Here is an 18709-nt window from a genome sequence, read left to right as displayed (position 1 = left end):
TTAAGAAAAATCCAAGCACCCGACAATCAGACAGGAGCGCCGTCATCCGGCGATCGAGCACGCATGTCCCAAGCCCAAATATCCCAAGCTTACGTCATCGAAGTATCGGATCGAACCGCGGGTATCGTTGTCAGCGACGCCAGAGGCTTCTGCTTCTTCTCCTCGGATCGCGCCTTTGACGGCCTCGATGGCGGCTATTTCGGCTCCGCTCGCGCCGCGGAGCGTGCGGTGAGGGCGCTGTTGCAGCAGCGGCGCCCGGCGTCATAGATCATCCCCACGGCATCGGCGGTGGGCCAAGGTTGATGCGGCTGCCAGCAGGCAGCCGCGTGAGGTGCAATACCGCCGCACGGAAAGTGCCGCCTGCGATCGCGGATCAGGCCGGGCAGACCATCGTCAGCAGCAGCAGCGTTGGCGGCTGATTGTCGCCATTGGCGTGCTCCCAGGTCAGCAGAATGTCGTGTCGATCGGCGTTCGGCGCATTCTTGTCCTTCTCCTTCACATCGATCTTCATCGGGATCGGAGGTTGGGAGTTGAAGCACTTGCGGACGGCGGCATCCATCAGCGCGCATTTCGTCAGCGGTACGACGCCGGCCTCGTCCTTGGAGAGGGCTGCGGTGCTTGCTTGAGTGGCAAGGTCAAGGCGCGCCTTGCCCATCTCCTTCTGCCACAACTTGCCGCTTCCGCCCGGCCACTGGTGCCTGGGCGACAGGATCGGCTGGTATTGACCATATTCCAGCGTCTCGATGTCGATAAGATCCGACGCCTTAAGTATAGCGACGCTCTTAATCATGTTGTCCAAAGGATAGTAGTGCGCGTTGATATGATCTTTGAACTGCTGGTTATTGAATACTCTTCCGCCCATAGGATTTCCCTTTCATTACAACTTTGGCTTGCTCTAGCTATACATAAGTTATGCAACGCGGGGACGTCGAACGAAGTCGGTCGCACGGCTCGAGTTGCGCCGTTTGATTTCTCGCGCCTCGACCTACCACTCAAGACTGTATTTCGTCCAGATTAGCAACCTCTCGGGTTGGCGCGGGTGCAGACGGACCGCACGTCCGGATTGATAAGCATGTCCCGATGGGTAATCTCTACTCTAAGCTGCTCACCGGGATGCTGAGCTGGCGAGACCGCAGCAGCCTTTGAGAGCAGGAATGCTTTGCTTTGCATGCCAATCGACGATCGGAGCGAACGACAATTGGTGCGCCCAATGCGGTGCCGCCGTAGCCAAGCGCGTCGACCCCGACAGCGAACAGCGATTTGTGACGATCCTTCGCGCCGACGTGGTCGACTCCACGGGGCTCGTAGCTGACTTGGATCCGGAAGAGGCGGTCTCCCGCCTGGAGCCGGCCTTGGCCGCCATGCGCGGCGCTGTGCGCCAGTTTGGCGGAATCGTCAGCAAGGAATTGGGTGATGGGCTCGCCGCGGTATTTGGCGCCCCGATTGCTGATGACAACCATGCGCCGCTTGCCTGCCATGCTGCGATCGAGCTCGTTCGACGCGTCGCCGCTTTGGGCGATTCGGGGCTCCAGGTTCGGGTCGGGCTCCATTCGGGTCGTGTCGTGGCCTACATGGTCGCCAGCGAATATTCCAAGGTTTATGAGATTGGGGGCGCCGCACAACATCTGGCGGCGCGGCTCGAAGCGGCTGCTGAACCGAATCAGATCTACGCGTCCGAAGCCTGCCAGAAGCTCGCTGAAGGTAACGTTCAGTTCGAGTTTCTCGGACGCAGGCAGCTCAAGGGGTTTAGTGAGGCTTTGCCGATCTACCGCGTGACCGGCGCAACCGACGTCTCCAGTTGGCGGGTACGCAGGGCACGAAGCGTTGCGCGGTTCGTCAACCGGCTGAATGAGACCGCGCTGCTCAGGCGGTTGGCGCAGGACGCCGGCCCGAACCGGCAAACGGCGCTCTTGATTGGTGACCCTGGTATCGGGAAATCGCGGCTGGTGCACGAGTTCGTCGACGAACTCACCCGCGAGGGCTGGCTCCCGTTTCACGCCGAGTGCAGCCCGAATCTTCAAGGCGCGCCGTTCAGTACGTTAAAGTCCCTGATGCTCTCGATCCTGGAGGGAGCCGCGGCCGACACCGATGGCCCAACGCGCCTGATAGGACTTCAGCGTTCGGCCATCGACGCGGTGCTGGACCGTCCGATCTCGGATCCGGAATGGAGCGAGCTGGAGCCGCATGCGCGCGGCCGCGCGATCAGCGAGGCGTGCTGCGCGATTCTCGAAGGCGTGGTTGTTCGCCGGCGTGCGGTGATCCTGATCGAGGATCTGCACTGGATCGATCGCGCCAGCGAGACCGTCATGGCGTCACTTGCTTCGCTGCCGGTGCCCGGGCTTCTGGTGCTGCTGACCAGTAGGCCGAATGGAGTTCCGGATTGGGTCGCGCGCTGCAACGCTGAAGTCGCGGCGTTGCGCTCGCTCGGCGAGGACGCCGGACGGGAGATGCTGGACGACATCCTGGGCTCGTCCGCGAACATGGCCGACCTGAAGAGCCGCGTCGTTCTTCATACCGCCAGCGTGCCGCTCTTCATCGAAGAGGTCTGCCGCAGCCTCAAGGACAGCGGGGTTCTCCGCGGGCATTGGGGCGATCTGGCGCTGGCGCGTCCGGTCGGCGATCTCGGAATTCCGAGCAGCATCCAGGGCGTGATCGCCACGCGTCTGGACCGCATCTCGAAGGAGGAGCGTTCGCTGTTGCAGATCGCGGCGGCGTTGGGACCCCAGTCGATGGAATCCATGCTGCGCGCGGTGGCCGGTCTGTCGCCGGAGGCGCTTCAGCGCTGCCTGATAGCGCTCGATCGCGCGGAGTTTCTGGTGAGGATCGATGTCGAGCAGGATGGCTTGCTCGAGTTCCCGCACGAGATGGTTCGCCAAGTGACCTATGACTCGATGGTCGAGAAGCTACGGGAAAGCGTCCATGCGCGCATTCTTGCGGCGCTGGAGGCCAATGGGAGTTCGCATGATGAGCCCAACAGGCTCTGTTACCATGCAACCCGGGCCAAGGATTGGCAAAAAGCCTTCGCTTACGGCAGAACTGCCGCGCGGAAGAGCCTGGCAAGATCGGCATTTGCCGACGCAGCCAATTACTTCGAGATCGCGATGACCGCACTCGACAAGACGCCGTTCGCTCGCTCGCGCGAAGCGGATGCGGTCGACCTTCGCATCGAGGCGCGCACAGCCTTCATGAGCGCAGGCAAGGTCGCCGAATGGTTCGACCTTGGAAGGGATGCGGAGGGGCGCGCCAACGCGATTGATGATATCGGGCGGAAGGTCGCGGCGATGGCGGTCAGGTCGGGGGCGCAGAACTTCTACGGAACGCCGATCGAGGCCATCGAAACCGGTGAGGAGGTTGCTCGCTTGGCGGGAGAGTGGGGCAATCCCGGTTGGCTCAACCTTGCTCAATACAGCCTTGGCCAAGCCTATTTCATTGCCGGGCGTTATCGCGACGCAGAGCAGATGCTGGGACAGGCTTGCCTCCGCCTGTCCGGGCCGGATGCCAGCGCGCCGCCCGGGACGACGCCGAAAACCCTGGAACTGCTGTCCTGCATGATGAAGAGCGTGACCCACACGACCTTGGGAGAGATTGATACGGGGGCCGAGTTTCATCAACGCGCGTCAGCAATCGCCAATGAGAGCAACAGGCCATTTGATCGCGTTGGCGCGGGGTATAGCGCTGGTTGTCTAGCGCTCGGGCGAGGCAATCCTGGCGAAGCAGCGGCGATCCTGGAAGACGCTTTTGCCATTACGCAAAAGTATGGAATTCGCCTCTTTGTGCCGGTCATCACCTGCCATCTCGGTATTGCCTATCTGGAACAGGGACGTCTCGCTGACGCGCGGATTACGCTCGTCGAAGCCCGAGAGGTCGCCAGGTCGGTGAGCTATACCTCGATCGTGCTACGTACCTCGATCTATTTGGCACTCGCTCTCAGCCGGCTCGGCGATGTGCAGGCTGCGCTGAACATGCTGCGAGAGGCTCGGAATACCGCGCGGCAGCAAGGATTCTCCGGCCTCGAAGCCGAGGCGCTGTTCGGAGAGGCGACGGTATCGCCGGCGTCAAACGAGAACGACAGGACTTCCATTCTGCATAAGTTGCGCGCAGCGATTGCGATTGCATCGAGCAGTGGAACGAAGCCGCTGCTGCATCGGGCCGAAGCGCTCCTGAATGGAATGCTCGCCGATCCCCAGGGTGAACCTTGGCGGCATTAGAGCCTGATCCGGAGAAGTGCGAAACGACTCTCCGAAAGATCATGCTTGGACAGCGCAAGCGCGGTGACGCTTCAACCTGATCTCGTCGCGCTTCAGGACGCAGCAGCGAGCGGCGGCGACACCACCTGCGGTGCCTCGGGAGCCTGCATGGCGGCTGTCGCCAGCTCGAAGCGGATGCCGTGCACGGAGACGGTCAGCGGGATGGCGCGGAAGTCGTCATGGAAGGCGCGGATCCGGCGGGCCAGCTCGTTTGGGCTGATGCCGGCGGGAAGCTCGCACATGTCGCGGTACATCTGCCGGGTGCTCTTGAAGCCACACCAGGCGATTTCCAGCTCCGGTAGCGGTGAGGGATCGCGGGCGAGATCGCGCGACATCCGCCAGAACAGATGGGCAAGCCGCACATAGGCGATCTGCTCGAGCCCGCGCACGCTGATCTTGTCGGGAATGATGAAGGACTCCACTCCGACGATCGGGCCGGAATCGACGCGCGCGGCCATCACATGTGCGGTCGCGCCGAACGTGCGGGCGCCGTCATAGAGCGCGAAATGCGCCGGCGCCCAGCCGGGATATTGCGGCGGGCCGGGGTGGAAATTATAGGCGCCGTGGCCGAGCGCCGCCAGGATGCTTTCAGGCACGATGACGCTGGTGGTGAACGCCAGCAGCCGGGCCTCGCGCAACACCTCGGGCTCGATCGCCGCGAGGTCCTCGGCCGTCACCGCGCAGCGGAACGACAGCGCCGGATTGTGCGCCTTCAACAGCTCGGTGAGCGCGAATTGCTGGTCGGCGACGCCGGTGAGAAGGATGATGGTTTTCATGATGTCGATGTCCTTCTCTTGCTTGGTGGTTGTGCCGTTGATCAGCCGCGCTGCCCGGCCATGACGAGGACGCTGCCGGCATCGCGGGATTGACCCACGGTGCGGAACAGATCGGCCGGCAACGCCTGCCAGGGCGCAATCTCGATGATCAGGTTGTTCGCGCCGGCGGCTGCCGATTTCGCCGCGCGGATATCGTCCTGCCAGGGGCAAAGCGCGAGCTCGAGCCGGCCGAACCCGCCGCAATCGGCGGCGAACGCGCCGGTGACGGCTTCGATGCTGGCCGCCATTTCGCGTGCGTCGCTGGTCGCGATATCGCGCATGATCACGGTGATCGCGTCGCTCGAGGAGGCCGGCGACTTGATCACGATCATGGCGTCGCGGCCGCCACTGCGGCTGGCGCGCCGCGCGGCCCGCATCGTGACGCCGAATTCGACATCGGGGCCAAGGTCGCTGTTGTCGGTCGGCAGATTGTGCACGACCGTGGTGTGGCGGGGTGTGCCGGCGTCTTCGGCGGGGGCATGGTACGAGCGCGGCAGCCAGGCGGTGTCGAGCGCCATCTGCGACGACGTCAGGCTCCAGGCCTGGTCGAGCAGGTAGCCCTCCCAGACCGCGGGATGGGCGGTCGCGATGTGATCCCAGTTGCGCAGCAGGGCTTCGGCGGCCGGGGTGCGGCCGAGATAGAGCGTGCGCGCCGACATCTCCCACCGGTTCCACTTGTGGAGCGCGACGTCGCAGTCGAGGGACGACGGCAGCAATGGCGGCTCGCTGAGCGTCGCATCGGCCTCGATGAAGAGCAGCGGTTCGCGGTGCTCCTGCCACATCCGCAGCAAGAAGGCGGATTTCTCGGAGGCGCACATGCGCTCGCCATCCGCCGTGTCGATCGGTACGATGTCGGAGGCGATCTCGAATTCGGCCAGCTTCTCTCGCAGCGCGCGGGCATGATCGTCGCCGCAGGCGCGGGGATAGCAGGAGACCACGCGCAGCGCTGCCTCGGGTCGAGAGCCTTCCGCGGGCGCGATCGGCCGCCAGTTGAGGCCGCCCCACCACATCTCGTGCGGGCCGTCGAAGCTCGGCCCGATCGTCCCGAAGTCGGTCAGCTTGGACTTCAGGAAATCGAAGGCCGGATTCTCGCCGAACGGGATGACGACCGCACAATCGGCGCGAAGCGACTGGTAGAGTATTTCGGCGGCGGGGCCGCTCGGCGGCTCGACGAGGATGACGATGCCATGCTCCCGCGCCGGCACCGTACCGGCCTTGTGGACGGTTGCGCGTCCGAGCCGTTCGCACAGCCATGCGAGCCGCCGGCGCTGTGCCGCGCTCATCCGGATGTTGTTGGTCGCCAGTAATTGGTCGAAATTCGTCTGCAAGCCGTCCGCTTGCACCGTGTCAGCCGAAATCATGCCCGCGCTACCCCTCGTTAACCTTCTACGAGCGGGGCGGCCAGATCAGGCGGACAAATCAGTTGCCCTTGGATGCTTGCGCACTGTTGGCGCTGCGCCAGGTCAGCGTGGCCGAGGGGGCGCCGTTGCCGTCGCGGTCCTCGGCCGCCAGGATGCGATCATGGTCGAGGGCGGTCAGCGCGACGGTGTAGATTGCAACATCGTCCTCGAAACCGTCGACCGGGATCAACAGCATGCCGTCCTCGGTGGTGGCACGGAACTGACGGCCGCTCCGCTCCAGCCCGGCATCGATCAGCCGTCCCTCGGCGATCGCCTTCACATTCGAACTCTCCGCCGCCTTTGCGGCGTTCTCGCCGTACTGGACCGTGATGCCGTGGAGTAGTCCGTTGCGCGTAAGCTTTGCCAGCGGCAGCGCGATGGTCGCAACCGCCATGCGGCGCGACAACGGAATCCGCAGGCGGAGGTCGCCGAGCCCGGTATGATAGACGCTGGCGGCTTCCAGCGACGCCTGGCCGTCCGGCCCGAACAGGCCGACCTGCAGCGTTCCGCATTGCGCCTCGCCGAACAGGTTCGCGGGCAGGCGATTGGCGCCGAACAATGTGTAGAGGTAGGCGTGCGACGGTGACAACGCGGCAAAGCTGCCGGCCAGCCACATCGGCGGCGCCGGCGCCGTGCAGGCGGCCGAGAGGCCGCGCGCGACGATGCAGTCATTGATGAAGCCGGCGTCGAGCAGCGGCGCCAGCGCCTGGGTGCCGAGGTTGACGTCATGCTTGATGCCGCCGAGCAGCACGAGTTCATCATCGTCGGGCAGCAGCAGGAGACGTCCGAGCACGGCGGTGGCCCAGCGTGCTGCCACAACGGGATCCGCGTCGGGCTGCAGTGCATATTGCGGCGCCAGCTCGCGGGCGCGCGACGCATAGGCCAGCGTTCCGGATTGCGCCTCGTTCGCCAGCGCCAGCTGAGCGGCCGGGCGCTGATCGCCCTCGCGCAACACTTCTCCGCCGCGATAGTCGCGTGCCGATCCTTCATCGGAACAGCAAAGCTGCTCCAGCAACGCGACGTTGCGGATCAGCATGCGCTTGACGTGCGGCGTGACGATGCGATCCGAAATCAGACCTTCTGCGGTGTCGTCATCGGCGATTTCGTCGAAGGCATCATCGAGCGTCAGCAGATAGGCGCCATGCAGGCGGATGCGAATGCCTTCGCGATCGAAGATGCGGCGCAGCGACTTCTGCACGCTGGCGGAGTAGCCGAGGTCGACGAGGATGAGATCGGTGCAGCCGTCGAAATCCGCGATGTTCGCCCGAAGATAAGCCAGCAGGCGCGCGCGGACGCCGGCGGCGATCTCGGTGATTTCGCGCGGATTCATCAGATCGGGCAGGGCGTCGGCGAGTTCGCGGCCACTCGCAATGCCGTCAGGATACCGCGCGAAGAACTTCATCACCGCCGGTGGTTGCACCTTGACGATGTCGACAAAGGTCGCCGCGTCGATCTTGACGACGCGGCTCAGCAGCTCGCTGAGAGGTTCGAGCGTATCGGCGGACCCGACCAGGCTCACACGGCGATTGATCTCGACATAGGCGCCGGTCTTGCCATGGCTTGCCTGCCAGATGCGATACGGCAGCAGACCGTCGCGGCCGAGGAACCCGATCGCAACGCGCGCGCCCTCGCGCGCCAGCGCAGCGCGCCGCGCTTCGATGAAGGCGTCGAACGCCGCCATCACCGGGCCGAGCACGGTCACGCCGAGGTTGAAAGCGGGAGAATGCTCTGCACTGCGCGCCGACACCGCGCGCCGCAGCGTGCGCGCGCCGCAATCGAGTCGCGACGGCTGATCGGGACATAGCAATTCGAAGATCGATGTTTCGCGCTGAAACTTCGACGCCAGCGGCGCGCTGGCCTGCGGATAATAGCGCGGGCGGATGCCGTGACGGCGGGCGCCCTTGATATCGGCGTTGTGATTGTCGCCGACATGGAATGAGCTTGCCGCATCGATGCCTTGCTCGAGGAGATAGGCCTCGAACAGCGCTTCGCTCTTGCCAGAGCCGTGATCGCAGGATGCGTAAAGGAAATCCCAAGTCAGTCCCGGGCTGCAGGAACGCAGCAGTTGCGCGAGTTGCTCGGTGCTCCAGTAGGTGTCTGAAATGAAGCCGACGCGAAAGCCGCCGCGCTTCATGTCCAGATATTGCTCGAGCATTTCCGGGTTGGCGCGGCACAGCTCGAGCTCGGCTTCGAATTCGATCTGCGCGAGATCGCCCAATGCATCGCGGCTCAGGCCGAACAGCCTGAACGGAAAGTACTTGTAGATGTCAGCGATGTGTATTTCGGTGGAGCCGCTGCGCTCCAGCGCCAGCTTGCGCGCGCGCGCTTCCGCCTGGATTCGATGCTGAACGAAACCGACGGACATATTCGGAAATTTTTCAGCAATGCGAGAAAGCTGAAAAACCCTTTCAAATACGCCATCCGGCGTCGTGCAGGTGCGCAACAGAAATGTATCGAAAACATCGAATGAACATGCAGAAACATTCTGCGCTCGACGCGTTGCGTCGACCGTCATGATCGTCATGCGCAAAATTCCCGCCAGTCCTCATGCGTTGAACGCCTGCGTGAGACAAATCAGGCGCGATGATTCAAAAAAGTTGATGCGGGATTCGAAAACGCGCGCTTCGCGACTGACAGATTCAAAAAATCCGATAACGTCGAAATGGTGATTCGGAAAAATTTGCCTAGTCGCAATCGTCGAATGCAAGATGGCGACCAACGGCGATGGATCACTCGCATGCTCCGCGCATGCATGTGTTCGCGTGGCGTTAGTTGATGTGACAACAGCGTTTTCCGGCGCGACGAAATCTTCCGCGGGCATGCAAGGCGATGCTGAACGACTGCTCTAGACTCCGTAGAATTGCTGCCTGCGCCTTCGCGCAGCGGCAGCTTTTGCCGGGCGGTCGGCAAAAAAATCCAGATAAGTATTTGAAAAATAACGAAAAAAGTTCGCCTGGTTTGTCTGGCCCCTCCGTTCAACGCTCAGAAGCCGCATGCGATGTGTGCTTGCGGCGTTGGTTGGAGAGCGGCGGATGAGTTACGCGCTTGATGTGATGGCAGCGGTCGAGGTGGAAGCTACGGCGGCCACGGCTGCGCCAGTCGAAGCGACTGCTGCCTGGAGCAACGTTCCTACGATTGCCGATGCGGGCCCGCTCGACACCGTCGAGGTCCAGGACGAGGACAAGGATCTGCTCGACCGCCTCGCCGCCGGCGACGAGGTGGCGTTTCGTGCTCTCGTCGAGCGCCATGTCGATCGCGCCTACGCGATCGCGCTGCGCATCGTCGGCAACGCCGCAGATGCCGAGGACGTGGTGCAGGACACCATGCTGAAGGTCTGGACGCATCGCGGCCGCTGGCAGCATGGCCGCGCCAAGTTCTCGACCTGGCTCTATCGTGTCGTCAGCAACCGATGCATCGATCTGCGCCGCAAGCCGCGCACCGAGAATGTCGATGTCGTGCCGGAGGTCGCCGACACCCAGCTCGACGCGTCGACCGTCATCGAGCGCAACGAGATCGGCAATCTCCTGGAGCTCGCGATGCAGCGGCTGCCCGAGCAGCAGCGCGTCGCGGTGATCCTCTCCTACCACGAGAACATGAGCAACGGCGAGATCGCCGAGGTGATGGATACGACCGTGGCCGCGGTCGAGTCGCTGTTGAAGCGCGGGCGGCAACAGTTGCGCGAGTTGCTCAAGCGGCACGAGCGCGACCTGCGCGGTGCGTTCACCGACTGTTAACCATAAATTTCGGCTTCTGAAGATTTCGCGCCTGACCACCGGCGGCCGCTCCGTTTGATCGGTCGGACGGGGGCTGGATCCGCGTCACCTCACTTTCTCACGATGCGGCATGCCATGCCCCATCAGCACAGGAGCTAATCATGCCCGCAATTTCCACCAACACAGCCGCCAACTCCGCGGTCCGTTACCTCAACATCAACTCGATGCAGGAAACCAGCGCGCTCTCGAAGCTGTCGAGCGGCTCGCGCATCACTTCCGCTTCCGACGACGCGGCCGGCCTCGCGATCTCGACCCGCATCTCCTCCGATATTACGACGCTGCAGCAGGCTGCCACCAACGCGGCGCAGGCGACCTCGATCCTGCAGACCGCCGACGGCGGCGCGTCCAACATCTCGGACATCCTGGCCCGCATGAAGTCGCTGGCTTCCGAGTCCGCCTCCGGCACCGTGGCTGACTCCAGCCGCGCCTACATCAACTCGGAATTCACGCAGCTCAAGGGCGAAATCGACTCGATCGCCTCCGGCACCCGCTACAGCAGCCAGAGCCTGCTCGACGGTTCGAGCGTGTTCTCCTCGGGCGTCTCGGTGCTGGTCGGCTCGACCTCGGCCGACACCATCACGATCACGCTGACCAGCCTCACGGCATCCTCGCTCGGCGTGACCTCGCTCGACGTCTCCAGCCTGTCCAGCGCCACCAGCGCGATGTCGGCTCTCGACAGCGCGATCGACACCGTGTCGTCCGCCCGCGCCGAGATCGGTGCCCAGGAATCGCGCTTCAACTTCAGCGCCGACTCGATCTCGACCCAGACCCAGAACCTGCAGTCCGCCAATTCGGCGATCAAGGACGTCGATATCGCTTCCGAGCAGGCGACGCTGTCGTCGGCCGAAGTGAAGACCCAGGCCGCGGTGTCGGCGGAAACCGCCGCCAACCAGATGCCGCAGTACCTCCTCAAGCTGCTCGGCTAATTCGAACGATAGATCGGGCCGGCATCTTGCCGGCCCGATTCTCACGACGGCGGAGGTGTCGACATGACGGTTAGCAGCGCCACCTCGAGCACATCAGGTACGACATCGTCGAGTTCCGCCAGCTCGGCCAGCACGGTGACCACGACCGGCACGACCAACTCGGCCAGTATCGACTGGACTGCTCTGATCGATGCCGAAGTCAACGCCAAGCTCACGGCGGCGACCACGATCACCACCAAGATTACCGCGAACCAGGCCAAGGTCACGGCCTACCAATCCTTGCAGACCGAGCTGTCGACACTGGCGACAGGATTGTCGTCGCTCAGCACGTCGATCATCAACACGATCGCCACCAATGCGTTCGCCACACGTTCGGCGACGATTTCGTCCACCGGCGACGTCAGTGCCTCCTCGGCGCTGTCGATGAGCGTCAACAGCGGCTCGGCGACCGGCAATCACACGCTCCAGATCACCCAGCTCGCAACCGCGCAGAAGGTGATCGGCGCTTCGCAGTCGAGCAGCTCGACCGCGCTCGGTTACTCCGGAACGTTTTCGCTGGGCCTCGCCGGCGGCAGCAGCACGGCGATCTCGATCACCAGCGGCATGTCGATGCAGGATATCGTCGACACCATCAACGCCCAGACCTCGAGCACCAACGTTCAGGCCTCCATCGTCCAGGTGTCGAGCGGGTCTTACGAGATGGTGCTGACGGGGACCCAGGACGCCGCAAACATCACCTATTCGTCGACATCCGGCGACGACATCCTGAACAAACTCGGCGTCACCGACACAACGGGGGCGTTCACCGACGTGCTGCAGAAGGCGCAATCCGCCGAATTCACCCTCGACGGCATCGCGCTCACCCGCAACACCAACGATATTTCCGACGTGCTCTCGGGCGTCACGTTCGACCTTCTGCAGCCGACGCCGAGCGGCACCAGCCTGAACATCAGCATCTCGACCGACACCAGCCAGATCACGTCAGCACTGCAGACCTTCGTCACCAACTACAATGCGTTTCGCGACCAGGTGATTGCGCAGTCGGCGCAGAATTCCGACGGCACGGCGTCATCGAGCGCGGTGCTGTTCGGCGACAGCACGATGCGCGATATCATGACCCAGCTTCAGCAGGTGCTCAGCGGCTCCGTCGGGGGCATGACGATGGCCGACCTCGGCCTGTCGTTCAACGAGAACAACGAGCTGCAGCTCGATACGGGTACGCTGTCGACCGTGCTGACGCAAAACCTGACCGGCGTGACCAAGCTGCTGTCCGCGCAGACGACGGCCTCGTCCAGCCAGCTCAACGTCGTCAACACCGGCACGTCGCCGCAATCGTTCACGCTCGATGTGACGGTGGATTCGACCGGCACGCTGAGCGGCGCCTCGGTCGGCGGCGACAGTTCCGGCTTTTCGGTGGTCGGCGACTCCATCATCGGCAATTCGGGCACGATCTACGCCGGCATGGCATTCACCTACACCGGCTCGACCTCGCAATCGATCACCGTGACCTCATCGTCCGGGCTTGCGGCACAACTTTATCAGCTCGCACAAACCAACTCCGGGACCAGCGGTCAGCTACAGACCATGATCACCAACCTGCAGTCGCGCGATACCGATCTGCAGTCCCAGGTCAGCGACATCCAGAGCAATGCGGCGACCTTCAAGGCGCAGCTGCAGCTTCAATACGCCAATTATCAGGCCGCCATCGAAAGCGCGAACAACACGCTGGGCTACCTGAGTGCCCTCCTGAACGCATCATCGAGTAAATAATGACCCAGAATGCTACGGCCTACCTCGCCAACAATGCCTATCGATCCGCAGCGGTGGCGGTTCCGCCGTTGAAGGCGGTGGTGATGCTGTGCGACGGCGCCATCACGTTGCTGCAGAAGGCGCTGGACGCGCACGAGGCGAAGCGCTTCGAGGAAGGGCACACCTATCTGACGCGGGCGACCGCGATCCTGCGCGGACTGAGCCACCATCTCGACGTCACCCGTGGGGGCGCGATGGCCGATCGCCTGTTCCGCACCTACAACGCGCTGATCATGGCGTGCCTGCGCTCCTACGGCCGGCCGCACGCCAGGGAGAATTTCCGGCGTATCATTGCCAGCCTGACCGAGCTTCGCGACGCCTGGAAGTTCGTCGAGGCGACCGCCGGCAAGGCGGCCAAGGCCAAGACGCTCGACAAGGCGCTCGAATCAGCCACCGGCCGCTGAGCGGGCGAATCGGCCGGCGAACCCCGTTTCGCCGGGAGGGGCAGGGCGCTCGGGCGGGCGTCCTGTTCGGGAAAAGGCCGCTCTGTGAGCACCATGCTGGACCTGACGCTACGGCGGCGGAAATTGATTTCCGCCGTCCCGCGAATGCTTTATGACAGCCTTGGCGACGAGGCGGGATCTGCGCGCGGGATGGACGTTGCGACATTCGAAGACCTGATCGACCGGCTGGGGGAGGACCTGTCCCGCTGGCCCGATGATCAACGTCTTGCAGCCGTCCAGCTGCTCGCATCCTCGGCCGAGGCGCGGACGCTCTATGAAGAGGCGAGCGCGGTCCGCCGGGCGCTCACGGCGCCGCCGGTCCGTGCACCCAAGGGCCTTCTCGACCGCATCGTGACCGCGGCGGCGAAACTGCCCCAACAGGAACTGCCCCAAGAGCCGGCCTCGGAGCCGGTCGCACCCGAGGAGCAGCCGAACGATGCGCAGGCTCAAGGTGATTCCGCACAACAAGGCAAGGTGCTGCCTGCGCTGTTGCTGGCCCTCTGCCTGCTGCCCGCGCTGGCGCCGCCGGCATTGATGCTCGACGAGCCGGATCTGCCAATCAGCCTCTCGCTCTAAGCTCTCCGCATTGCTTTTGCAGCGCACCGTGCCCTCCCGCGGCGGGCGCGTTTGCGCGCTGCGGGGCCGCGGCCGATCGGCAAATTCTGCCGATTAATCAAATGATTCCGCGCGGATGAATCCGCGCCTGAAATCGCCGCGTCATCCGTTTTATCTGCGAACGACTTCACGATCCCAATGTTTCACCGCGTTCCGTCGCCTAGCCCGCGACGAAGAGAGCCTTGTCATGACCGTTTCCTCGGCAACCTCTGCTGCAGCCTCCGCCGCCTCGAGCTCGTCGTCGAGTTCGTCAACCAGCGCGTCGATGGGGATGAGCTCGACCGATTTCCTCAACCTGCTCGTCAGCGAACTGCAGAACCAGGATCCGCTGAATGCCACCAGCACGACCGACTTCATCAATCAGCTCACCTCTTACGCCAACTTCACCGAGCAGCAGTCGACCAACGCCAGCATGACGTCGCTCGCGAGCTCGTTCTCGAGCCTCGTGACGCTCAACTCGGTCAACTATATCGGCCACACCGTCGAGGCGAAGACGAACACGGCAGAGCTGACCAACGGCTCGGCGACCTTCGGCTACTCGCTCACCTCGGCTGCTTCCAACGTCGCGATCGCGATCCAGGACTCCTCGGGCAACACGGTGTGGAGCGGCAAGGGGACCGGAACCGCCGGCTCGAACACCTTCACCTGGAATGGCCAGACCACGAACGGCACTCAGCTCAGCAACGGCGGCCAGTACACGATCCAGGTGACCGCGACCGACTCCGCCGGAAACTCGCTGCTCAGCTACACCACGATGACTGGAACGGTGACCGGGATCGATGCGTCCGGCTCGACACCTTCGCTGCTCGTGAACGGGGTCCCCGTCAGCGCCGCCAACATCATCGGCGTCACGTCCTGATTGCTTCCGGAGTATTATCATGAGTCTTACTGGTGCACTTTCCTCGGCGATCTCGGCGCTCAATTCGCAGAGCCAGTCGCTGGCAATGATTTCCGACAACATCTCGAACGCCGATACCACCGGCTACAAGACCACGTCGGCGATGTTCGAAGATCTGGTGACGGCGTCGAACAGCGCCACCTCGTACACGTCCGGCGGCGTCAACGTGTCCGGCCGCGCCAACATCAGCCAGCAGGGATTGCTGGCCGCGACCACCAACGCCACCGACGTTGCGATCCAGGGCAGCGGCTTTTTCGTCACCACCAATGCGACGACCGGCGGCACCACCTCCTATACGCGCAACGGTGCGTTCACCACCGACAACTCGGGCTACCTCGTCAATAACGGCAACTACCTCGAGGGCTGGCGCACCGACGCGCAAGGCAACATCCTCGGCAATGCGTCGGCCGCGAGCCTTGGGCCGATCAACACACAGGTCGCTGCAACCAGCGGCAGCGCTACGACCAAGGCGACGATCGCAGCGAACTTGCCGTCGGATGCGGCGACTGGTGCCACCTTCAGCAGCTCCATGACGGCGTACGACTCGCTCGGAACAGCGAATTCGATCCAGATCACCTGGACCAAGACCGGCGCCAATGCCTGGACCGCAAGCTTTGGAAATCCAACGCTTGCCTCGAATTCGAGTACGACGACGGGAACAACGAGCAGCGGCACAGTGGCCATCACTTTCAATAGCGATGGTTCTCTCGCCTCGACGAATCCAAGCCCGCCGACGATCTCGGTGACGGGCTGGACCGATGGGGCTGCCAACAGCAGCATCGCGCTCAATCTCGGTACCGTCGGCAAGACTGATGGCCTGACCCAGTACGCCTCGGGTGAGACGACCCCGTCAGTCGACCTGACCGGCATTACGCCCGACGGTCTTCCCTACGGCAAGCTGAGTAGCATCGCGATCGGCAAGGGTGGTGTGGTCGATGCGACCTACTCCAACGGGCAGACCATCGCGATCTACAAGATTGCGGTCGCAACCTTCAGCGACCCCAACGGATTGAGCGCGGCCAGCGACGGCCTGTACTCCGCGACGGCAGCCTCCGGCAACGCCACGCTGCAGACCTCGGGGGCCAACGGCGCCGGCACGATCTACGGCAGCGAGCTGGAATCGAGCACCACTGACACCAGCGGGCAGTTCTCCAACATGATCTCGGCGCAGCAGGCCTATTCGGCGGCGTCACAGGTGATCACTACCGTCAACAAGATGTTCGATACGCTGATTTCGGCGGTGTCGCGATGATGACGGAAAAGAAGAATGACCGCCTGCTGGTCAGGCTTCAGCGGCTGAAGGCGAGGGCTGCCTCGGTTCGGCCGGACGATCGGGCGCAGCTCACTGCGCTGCTCGACGACGTCGAAACGCTGCGGGACCTGCTGATGCGCGAATGCGCACGGCTCGACCAGGAACTCAACCGGGCCTCGGTCCGGGTAACGGCAATCACCGCGTATGGGCGCAGCGCACAGTCGGTTCGCGCCCTGCGTCGCGGACACTAGCTTGAACGGGAGCGATGACATGACACCGGAACGCGACATCAAGATCAATCCCGCGGGCAATGACGAGCGCGCCAGGTCGTTAATCGCATTGATCGACAATCTGATCGAGATCGTGAACGAGGAGAACGTCGAGCTCGCCAAGGGCCTGCCGGCCTCTCGGCTGAAGCAAGTCGACGAGAAGAACCGCCTCGCGACGCTGTTCGAGCAGTGTGTGGCGGAGGCCGTCGGCAAGGCCGCCAATCTCAACGTCCAGGATCGCGCACTGCGCGAGCAGTTGATGGACCGGATCCTGAAGCTTCGGGTAGCGATGGACGAGAACGTGATGCGGCTGCGTGCGGCGATCGATGCCAGCAACCGCCGGATCGAGGCGATCATGCAGGCGATCCGCGAGCAGATCGCCAACGTATCGCCATACGGGGCCGGCGGCCGTCGCGTCACATCCGCGATGTCCTATGGCACCAACGTGCGGGCCTGACCGGGCCGTCGCCGGAGGGAGTTGGCCGTGTCGTCGCTCGATATCGCACGAAGCATCGCATTCAGCGGCCTGTCAGCCACACAGGTGCAGATCAGCGTGGCCTCGGCCAATATCTCCAATGCCGACACCAAGGGCTACACCGAGAAGACCGCCAACCAAAGCAGCAGCGTCACCAGCGGCGTCGGCACCGGTGTCACGATCTCGGGGATCACCAGCGCGGTCGACAAGCTGCTCCTGAAGTCGCTGGTCGGGGCCAATTCCGATCTCGGCGCCGCCGACACCAACAACAGCTATCTGACCGAGCTCCAGCAGCTTTATGGCAGCACGTCGAGCAGCGGCAGTTCCACGACGGGCACCTCGCTGGCCAACACGATCGCGGCATTCGAGTCGGCGCTGTCCTCGCTCGCCAGCACGCCGAGCAGCGCGTCGCTGCAATCGAACGCGGTCAGCGCGCTCGCGGCGGTCACCGATCAGCTGCAGCAGACCTCGAGCGGCATCCAGAAGCTGCGCTCCAACGCCGACCAGGACATCGCGTCGTCAGTCACTGACATCAATTCCGATCTGCAGCAGATCTCCGACCTCAACAAGCAGATCAAGCAGGAAGCGGCCGCAGGCCAGCCAACCGCCGATCTCGAGGATCAGCGCAACAGCGCGCTGCAGGACGTCGCGTCGCAGATGAACGTGAGCTACTTCACCACGTCGAGCGGTGACCTGCAGATCTATACCGGTTCCGGGCAGGCGCTCGTCGACAGCACGGCGCACCCGCTGAGCTATACGGCGGCGCCCAACGTCACGGCGTCGACAACGTATACCGCGGGATCGGCGACGAGCGGCTTCAGCGGCATCACCGTCAACGGGATCGACATCACTTCGCAGATCTCCTCCGGCAAGGTCAGCGCCTTGATTGCCCTGCGCGACCAGACCTTGCCGGCCGCGCAGTCGCAGCTCGATGAGCTTGCCCAGCAGCTGGCTTCGAGCGTGAATACGGTATCGAACCAGGGCACATCGGTGCCGCCGCCGACGAGCCTGACCGGTGCGGCGACTGTCAGCAACTCGACATCGTTCGCGGGCACCGGCACGGTGCGTATCGCAGTCGCCGACAAGAGCGGCAATCTCGTATCGTATCAGGATATCGATCTATCGGCGTATTCCACGGTGGGGGCACTGGCCGCCAAGATCAACACCATCTCCGGCGTATCGGCATCGGTCGATGCCAACGGACATTTATCGATCTCGGCGACCGGGTCGGGCAATGGCATCGCCATCAATCAGATGACGAGTTCGGTCGGCGGTGAGGGATTTTCCCAGTTTTTCGGGCTCAACGACCTGATCACGGGGACCAGCGCCTCTAACATCGGGGTGCGCAGCGACATCCTCAGCGGCACCGCCGCGCTGCCGACGGCTACGCTCGATGCATTGTCCACGCTGACGGTCGGAAACTCGGTGCTGTCGTCGGGCTCGGCGACGGTGGTGAACGCGCTCTCGAGCGCGCTGACGGGGTCGACCAACTTCGCGATGGCGGGTGGGCTTGGCGCCACCACTGGCTCTTTCACCGACTATGCGGCAGCGATCGTTGCCAGCGTTGCGGCCAAGGCGAGCCAGGCATCGGCGACCTACACATCCAAGCAGACCGCACAGTCGACCTATGCGAGTTCGCTGTCGTCGCAGTCCGGCGTCAACATTGACCAGGAAAGCGCGAATCTGAGTGCGTTGCAGAACAAATACGCTGCCGCATCCCAGATCATTACGACCATCAATTCCATGTTCTCGGCGCTGATGACCGCGATGGGCACAGCCTGAGTGTG

Annotated in this window: 17 protein-coding genes; 12 read left to right on the top strand and 5 right to left on the bottom strand. The window is 63.5% G+C overall.

All coding sequences use genetic code 11. From position 1 onward, the window contains the following. Nucleotides 1-63: 63 nt before the first annotated feature. Nucleotides 64-267, top strand: a complete 204-nt coding sequence (locus ACVIGA_RS08100) for a hypothetical protein (RefSeq protein WP_456665959.1) — start codon at nucleotides 64-66, stop codon at nucleotides 265-267. A gap of 106 nt (nucleotides 268-373) precedes the next feature. Here the strand turns inward: ACVIGA_RS08100 and ACVIGA_RS08095 are convergent, their stop codons facing one another. After that, nucleotides 374-790, bottom strand: coding sequence for a hypothetical protein (locus ACVIGA_RS08095; RefSeq protein ID WP_342712268.1), 417 nt, complete (start codon nucleotides 788-790; stop codon nucleotides 374-376). A 364-nt stretch (nucleotides 791-1154) separates the two neighbouring features. Here ACVIGA_RS08095 and ACVIGA_RS08090 point away from each other — a divergent pair, with 364 nt between their 5' ends. Beyond that, complete coding sequence (locus tag ACVIGA_RS08090) at nucleotides 1155-4208, top strand: ATP-binding protein (protein ID WP_456665958.1); 3054 nt, start codon at nucleotides 1155-1157, stop codon at nucleotides 4206-4208. Nucleotides 4209-4300: 92 nt separating this feature from the next. On the opposite strand, the gene ACVIGA_RS08085 is transcribed toward ACVIGA_RS08090, so the two are convergent. From ACVIGA_RS08085 to ACVIGA_RS08070, 4 genes are all read right to left on the bottom strand, one after another. After that, the gene (locus ACVIGA_RS08085; protein ID WP_456670763.1) at nucleotides 4301-5026 is read right to left on the bottom strand and encodes a formyltransferase family protein; all 726 of its coding nucleotides are present in this window, start codon (nucleotides 5024-5026) and stop codon (nucleotides 4301-4303) included. A gap of 38 nt (nucleotides 5027-5064) precedes the next feature. Further along, nucleotides 5065-6423: a hypothetical protein gene (locus ACVIGA_RS08080; RefSeq protein ID WP_456665957.1), complete on the bottom strand. Its 1359-nt coding sequence runs from the start codon at nucleotides 6421-6423 to the stop codon at nucleotides 5065-5067. 58 nt (nucleotides 6424-6481) lie between these two features. Beyond that, nucleotides 6482-8827, bottom strand: a complete 2346-nt coding sequence (locus ACVIGA_RS08075; protein WP_456665956.1) for a hypothetical protein — start codon at nucleotides 8825-8827, stop codon at nucleotides 6482-6484. Nucleotides 8828-9007: 180 nt separating this feature from the next. Further along, complete coding sequence (locus tag ACVIGA_RS08070; RefSeq protein WP_223968908.1) at nucleotides 9008-9283, bottom strand: hypothetical protein; 276 nt, start codon at nucleotides 9281-9283, stop codon at nucleotides 9008-9010. Nucleotides 9284-9494: 211 nt separating this feature from the next. Here ACVIGA_RS08070 and ACVIGA_RS08065 point away from each other — a divergent pair, with 211 nt between their 5' ends. The 10 genes from ACVIGA_RS08065 (at nucleotide 9495) to flgK (ending at nucleotide 18704) form a co-directional block, all read left to right on the top strand. Then, nucleotides 9495-10196, top strand: coding sequence for an RNA polymerase sigma factor (locus ACVIGA_RS08065; protein WP_456665955.1), 702 nt, complete (start codon nucleotides 9495-9497; stop codon nucleotides 10194-10196). A gap of 140 nt (nucleotides 10197-10336) precedes the next feature. After that, the gene (locus ACVIGA_RS08060; protein ID WP_050405219.1) at nucleotides 10337-11161 is read left to right on the top strand and encodes a flagellin; all 825 of its coding nucleotides are present in this window, start codon (nucleotides 10337-10339) and stop codon (nucleotides 11159-11161) included. Nucleotides 11162-11224: 63 nt separating this feature from the next. Then, on the top strand, nucleotides 11225-12931 hold the full coding sequence (fliD, locus tag ACVIGA_RS08055) for a flagellar filament capping protein FliD (protein WP_456665954.1): 1707 nt from the start codon (nucleotides 11225-11227) through the stop codon (nucleotides 12929-12931). Next, on the top strand, nucleotides 12931-13374 hold the full coding sequence (locus ACVIGA_RS08050; protein ID WP_223968912.1) for a flagellar export chaperone FliS: 444 nt from the start codon (nucleotides 12931-12933) through the stop codon (nucleotides 13372-13374). Before fliD ends, ACVIGA_RS08050 begins: the two co-directional genes overlap by 1 nt. Nucleotides 13375-13458: 84 nt before the next feature. Next, nucleotides 13459-13989, top strand: a complete 531-nt coding sequence (locus ACVIGA_RS08045; RefSeq protein WP_456665953.1) for a hypothetical protein — start codon at nucleotides 13459-13461, stop codon at nucleotides 13987-13989. A 226-nt stretch (nucleotides 13990-14215) separates the two neighbouring features. Continuing rightward, a complete protein-coding gene (locus ACVIGA_RS08040) occupies nucleotides 14216-14887 on the top strand; it encodes a flagellar hook assembly protein FlgD (RefSeq protein WP_097675462.1) in 672 nt (223 codons plus the stop codon). A gap of 19 nt (nucleotides 14888-14906) precedes the next feature. Beyond that, nucleotides 14907-16178, top strand: coding sequence for a flagellar hook protein FlgE (gene flgE / locus ACVIGA_RS08035; protein ID WP_223968914.1), 1272 nt, complete (start codon nucleotides 14907-14909; stop codon nucleotides 16176-16178). Then, nucleotides 16175-16429, top strand: coding sequence for a hypothetical protein (locus ACVIGA_RS08030; RefSeq protein WP_212310319.1), 255 nt, complete (start codon nucleotides 16175-16177; stop codon nucleotides 16427-16429). Before flgE ends, ACVIGA_RS08030 begins: the two co-directional genes overlap by 4 nt. A 19-nt stretch (nucleotides 16430-16448) precedes the next feature. Then, nucleotides 16449-16904, top strand: a complete 456-nt coding sequence (locus ACVIGA_RS08025) for a flagellar protein FlgN (RefSeq protein WP_456665952.1) — start codon at nucleotides 16449-16451, stop codon at nucleotides 16902-16904. Between the two features lie 27 nt (nucleotides 16905-16931). Beyond that, the gene (gene flgK / locus ACVIGA_RS08020; RefSeq protein ID WP_456665951.1) at nucleotides 16932-18704 is read left to right on the top strand and encodes a flagellar hook-associated protein FlgK; all 1773 of its coding nucleotides are present in this window, start codon (nucleotides 16932-16934) and stop codon (nucleotides 18702-18704) included. Nucleotides 18705-18709 lie beyond the last annotated feature (5 nt).

Source organism: Bradyrhizobium sp. USDA 3240, from assembly GCF_054063295.1.
This window is presented reverse-complemented; position numbering and strand designations above follow the sequence as displayed.

Coding starts and splice junctions, on each gene's coding strand:
- ACVIGA_RS08060 (WP_050405219.1), top strand. CDS start 10,337: ATGCCCGCAATTTCCACCAACACAGCCGCCAACTCCGCGGTCCGTTAC.
- ACVIGA_RS08050 (WP_223968912.1), top strand. CDS start 12,931: ATGACCCAGAATGCTACGGCCTACCTCGCCAACAATGCCTATCGATCC.
- ACVIGA_RS08075 (WP_456665956.1), bottom strand. CDS start 8,827: ATGTCCGTCGGTTTCGTTCAGCATCGAATCCAGGCGGAAGCGCGCGCG.
- ACVIGA_RS08095 (WP_342712268.1), bottom strand. CDS start 790: ATGATTAAGAGCGTCGCTATACTTAAGGCGTCGGATCTTATCGACATC.
- fliD (WP_456665954.1), top strand. CDS start 11,225: ATGACGGTTAGCAGCGCCACCTCGAGCACATCAGGTACGACATCGTCG.
- flgE (WP_223968914.1), top strand. CDS start 14,907: ATGAGTCTTACTGGTGCACTTTCCTCGGCGATCTCGGCGCTCAATTCG.
- ACVIGA_RS08080 (WP_456665957.1), bottom strand. CDS start 6,423: ATGATTTCGGCTGACACGGTGCAAGCGGACGGCTTGCAGACGAATTTC.
- ACVIGA_RS08030 (WP_212310319.1), top strand. CDS start 16,175: ATGATGACGGAAAAGAAGAATGACCGCCTGCTGGTCAGGCTTCAGCGG.
- ACVIGA_RS08090 (WP_456665958.1), top strand. CDS start 1,155: ATGCTTTGCTTTGCATGCCAATCGACGATCGGAGCGAACGACAATTGG.
- ACVIGA_RS08025 (WP_456665952.1), top strand. CDS start 16,449: ATGACACCGGAACGCGACATCAAGATCAATCCCGCGGGCAATGACGAG.
- ACVIGA_RS08070 (WP_223968908.1), bottom strand. CDS start 9,283: ATGCCCGCGGAAGATTTCGTCGCGCCGGAAAACGCTGTTGTCACATCA.
- ACVIGA_RS08040 (WP_097675462.1), top strand. CDS start 14,216: ATGACCGTTTCCTCGGCAACCTCTGCTGCAGCCTCCGCCGCCTCGAGC.
- ACVIGA_RS08100 (WP_456665959.1), top strand. CDS start 64: ATGTCCCAAGCCCAAATATCCCAAGCTTACGTCATCGAAGTATCGGAT.
- ACVIGA_RS08065 (WP_456665955.1), top strand. CDS start 9,495: ATGAGTTACGCGCTTGATGTGATGGCAGCGGTCGAGGTGGAAGCTACG.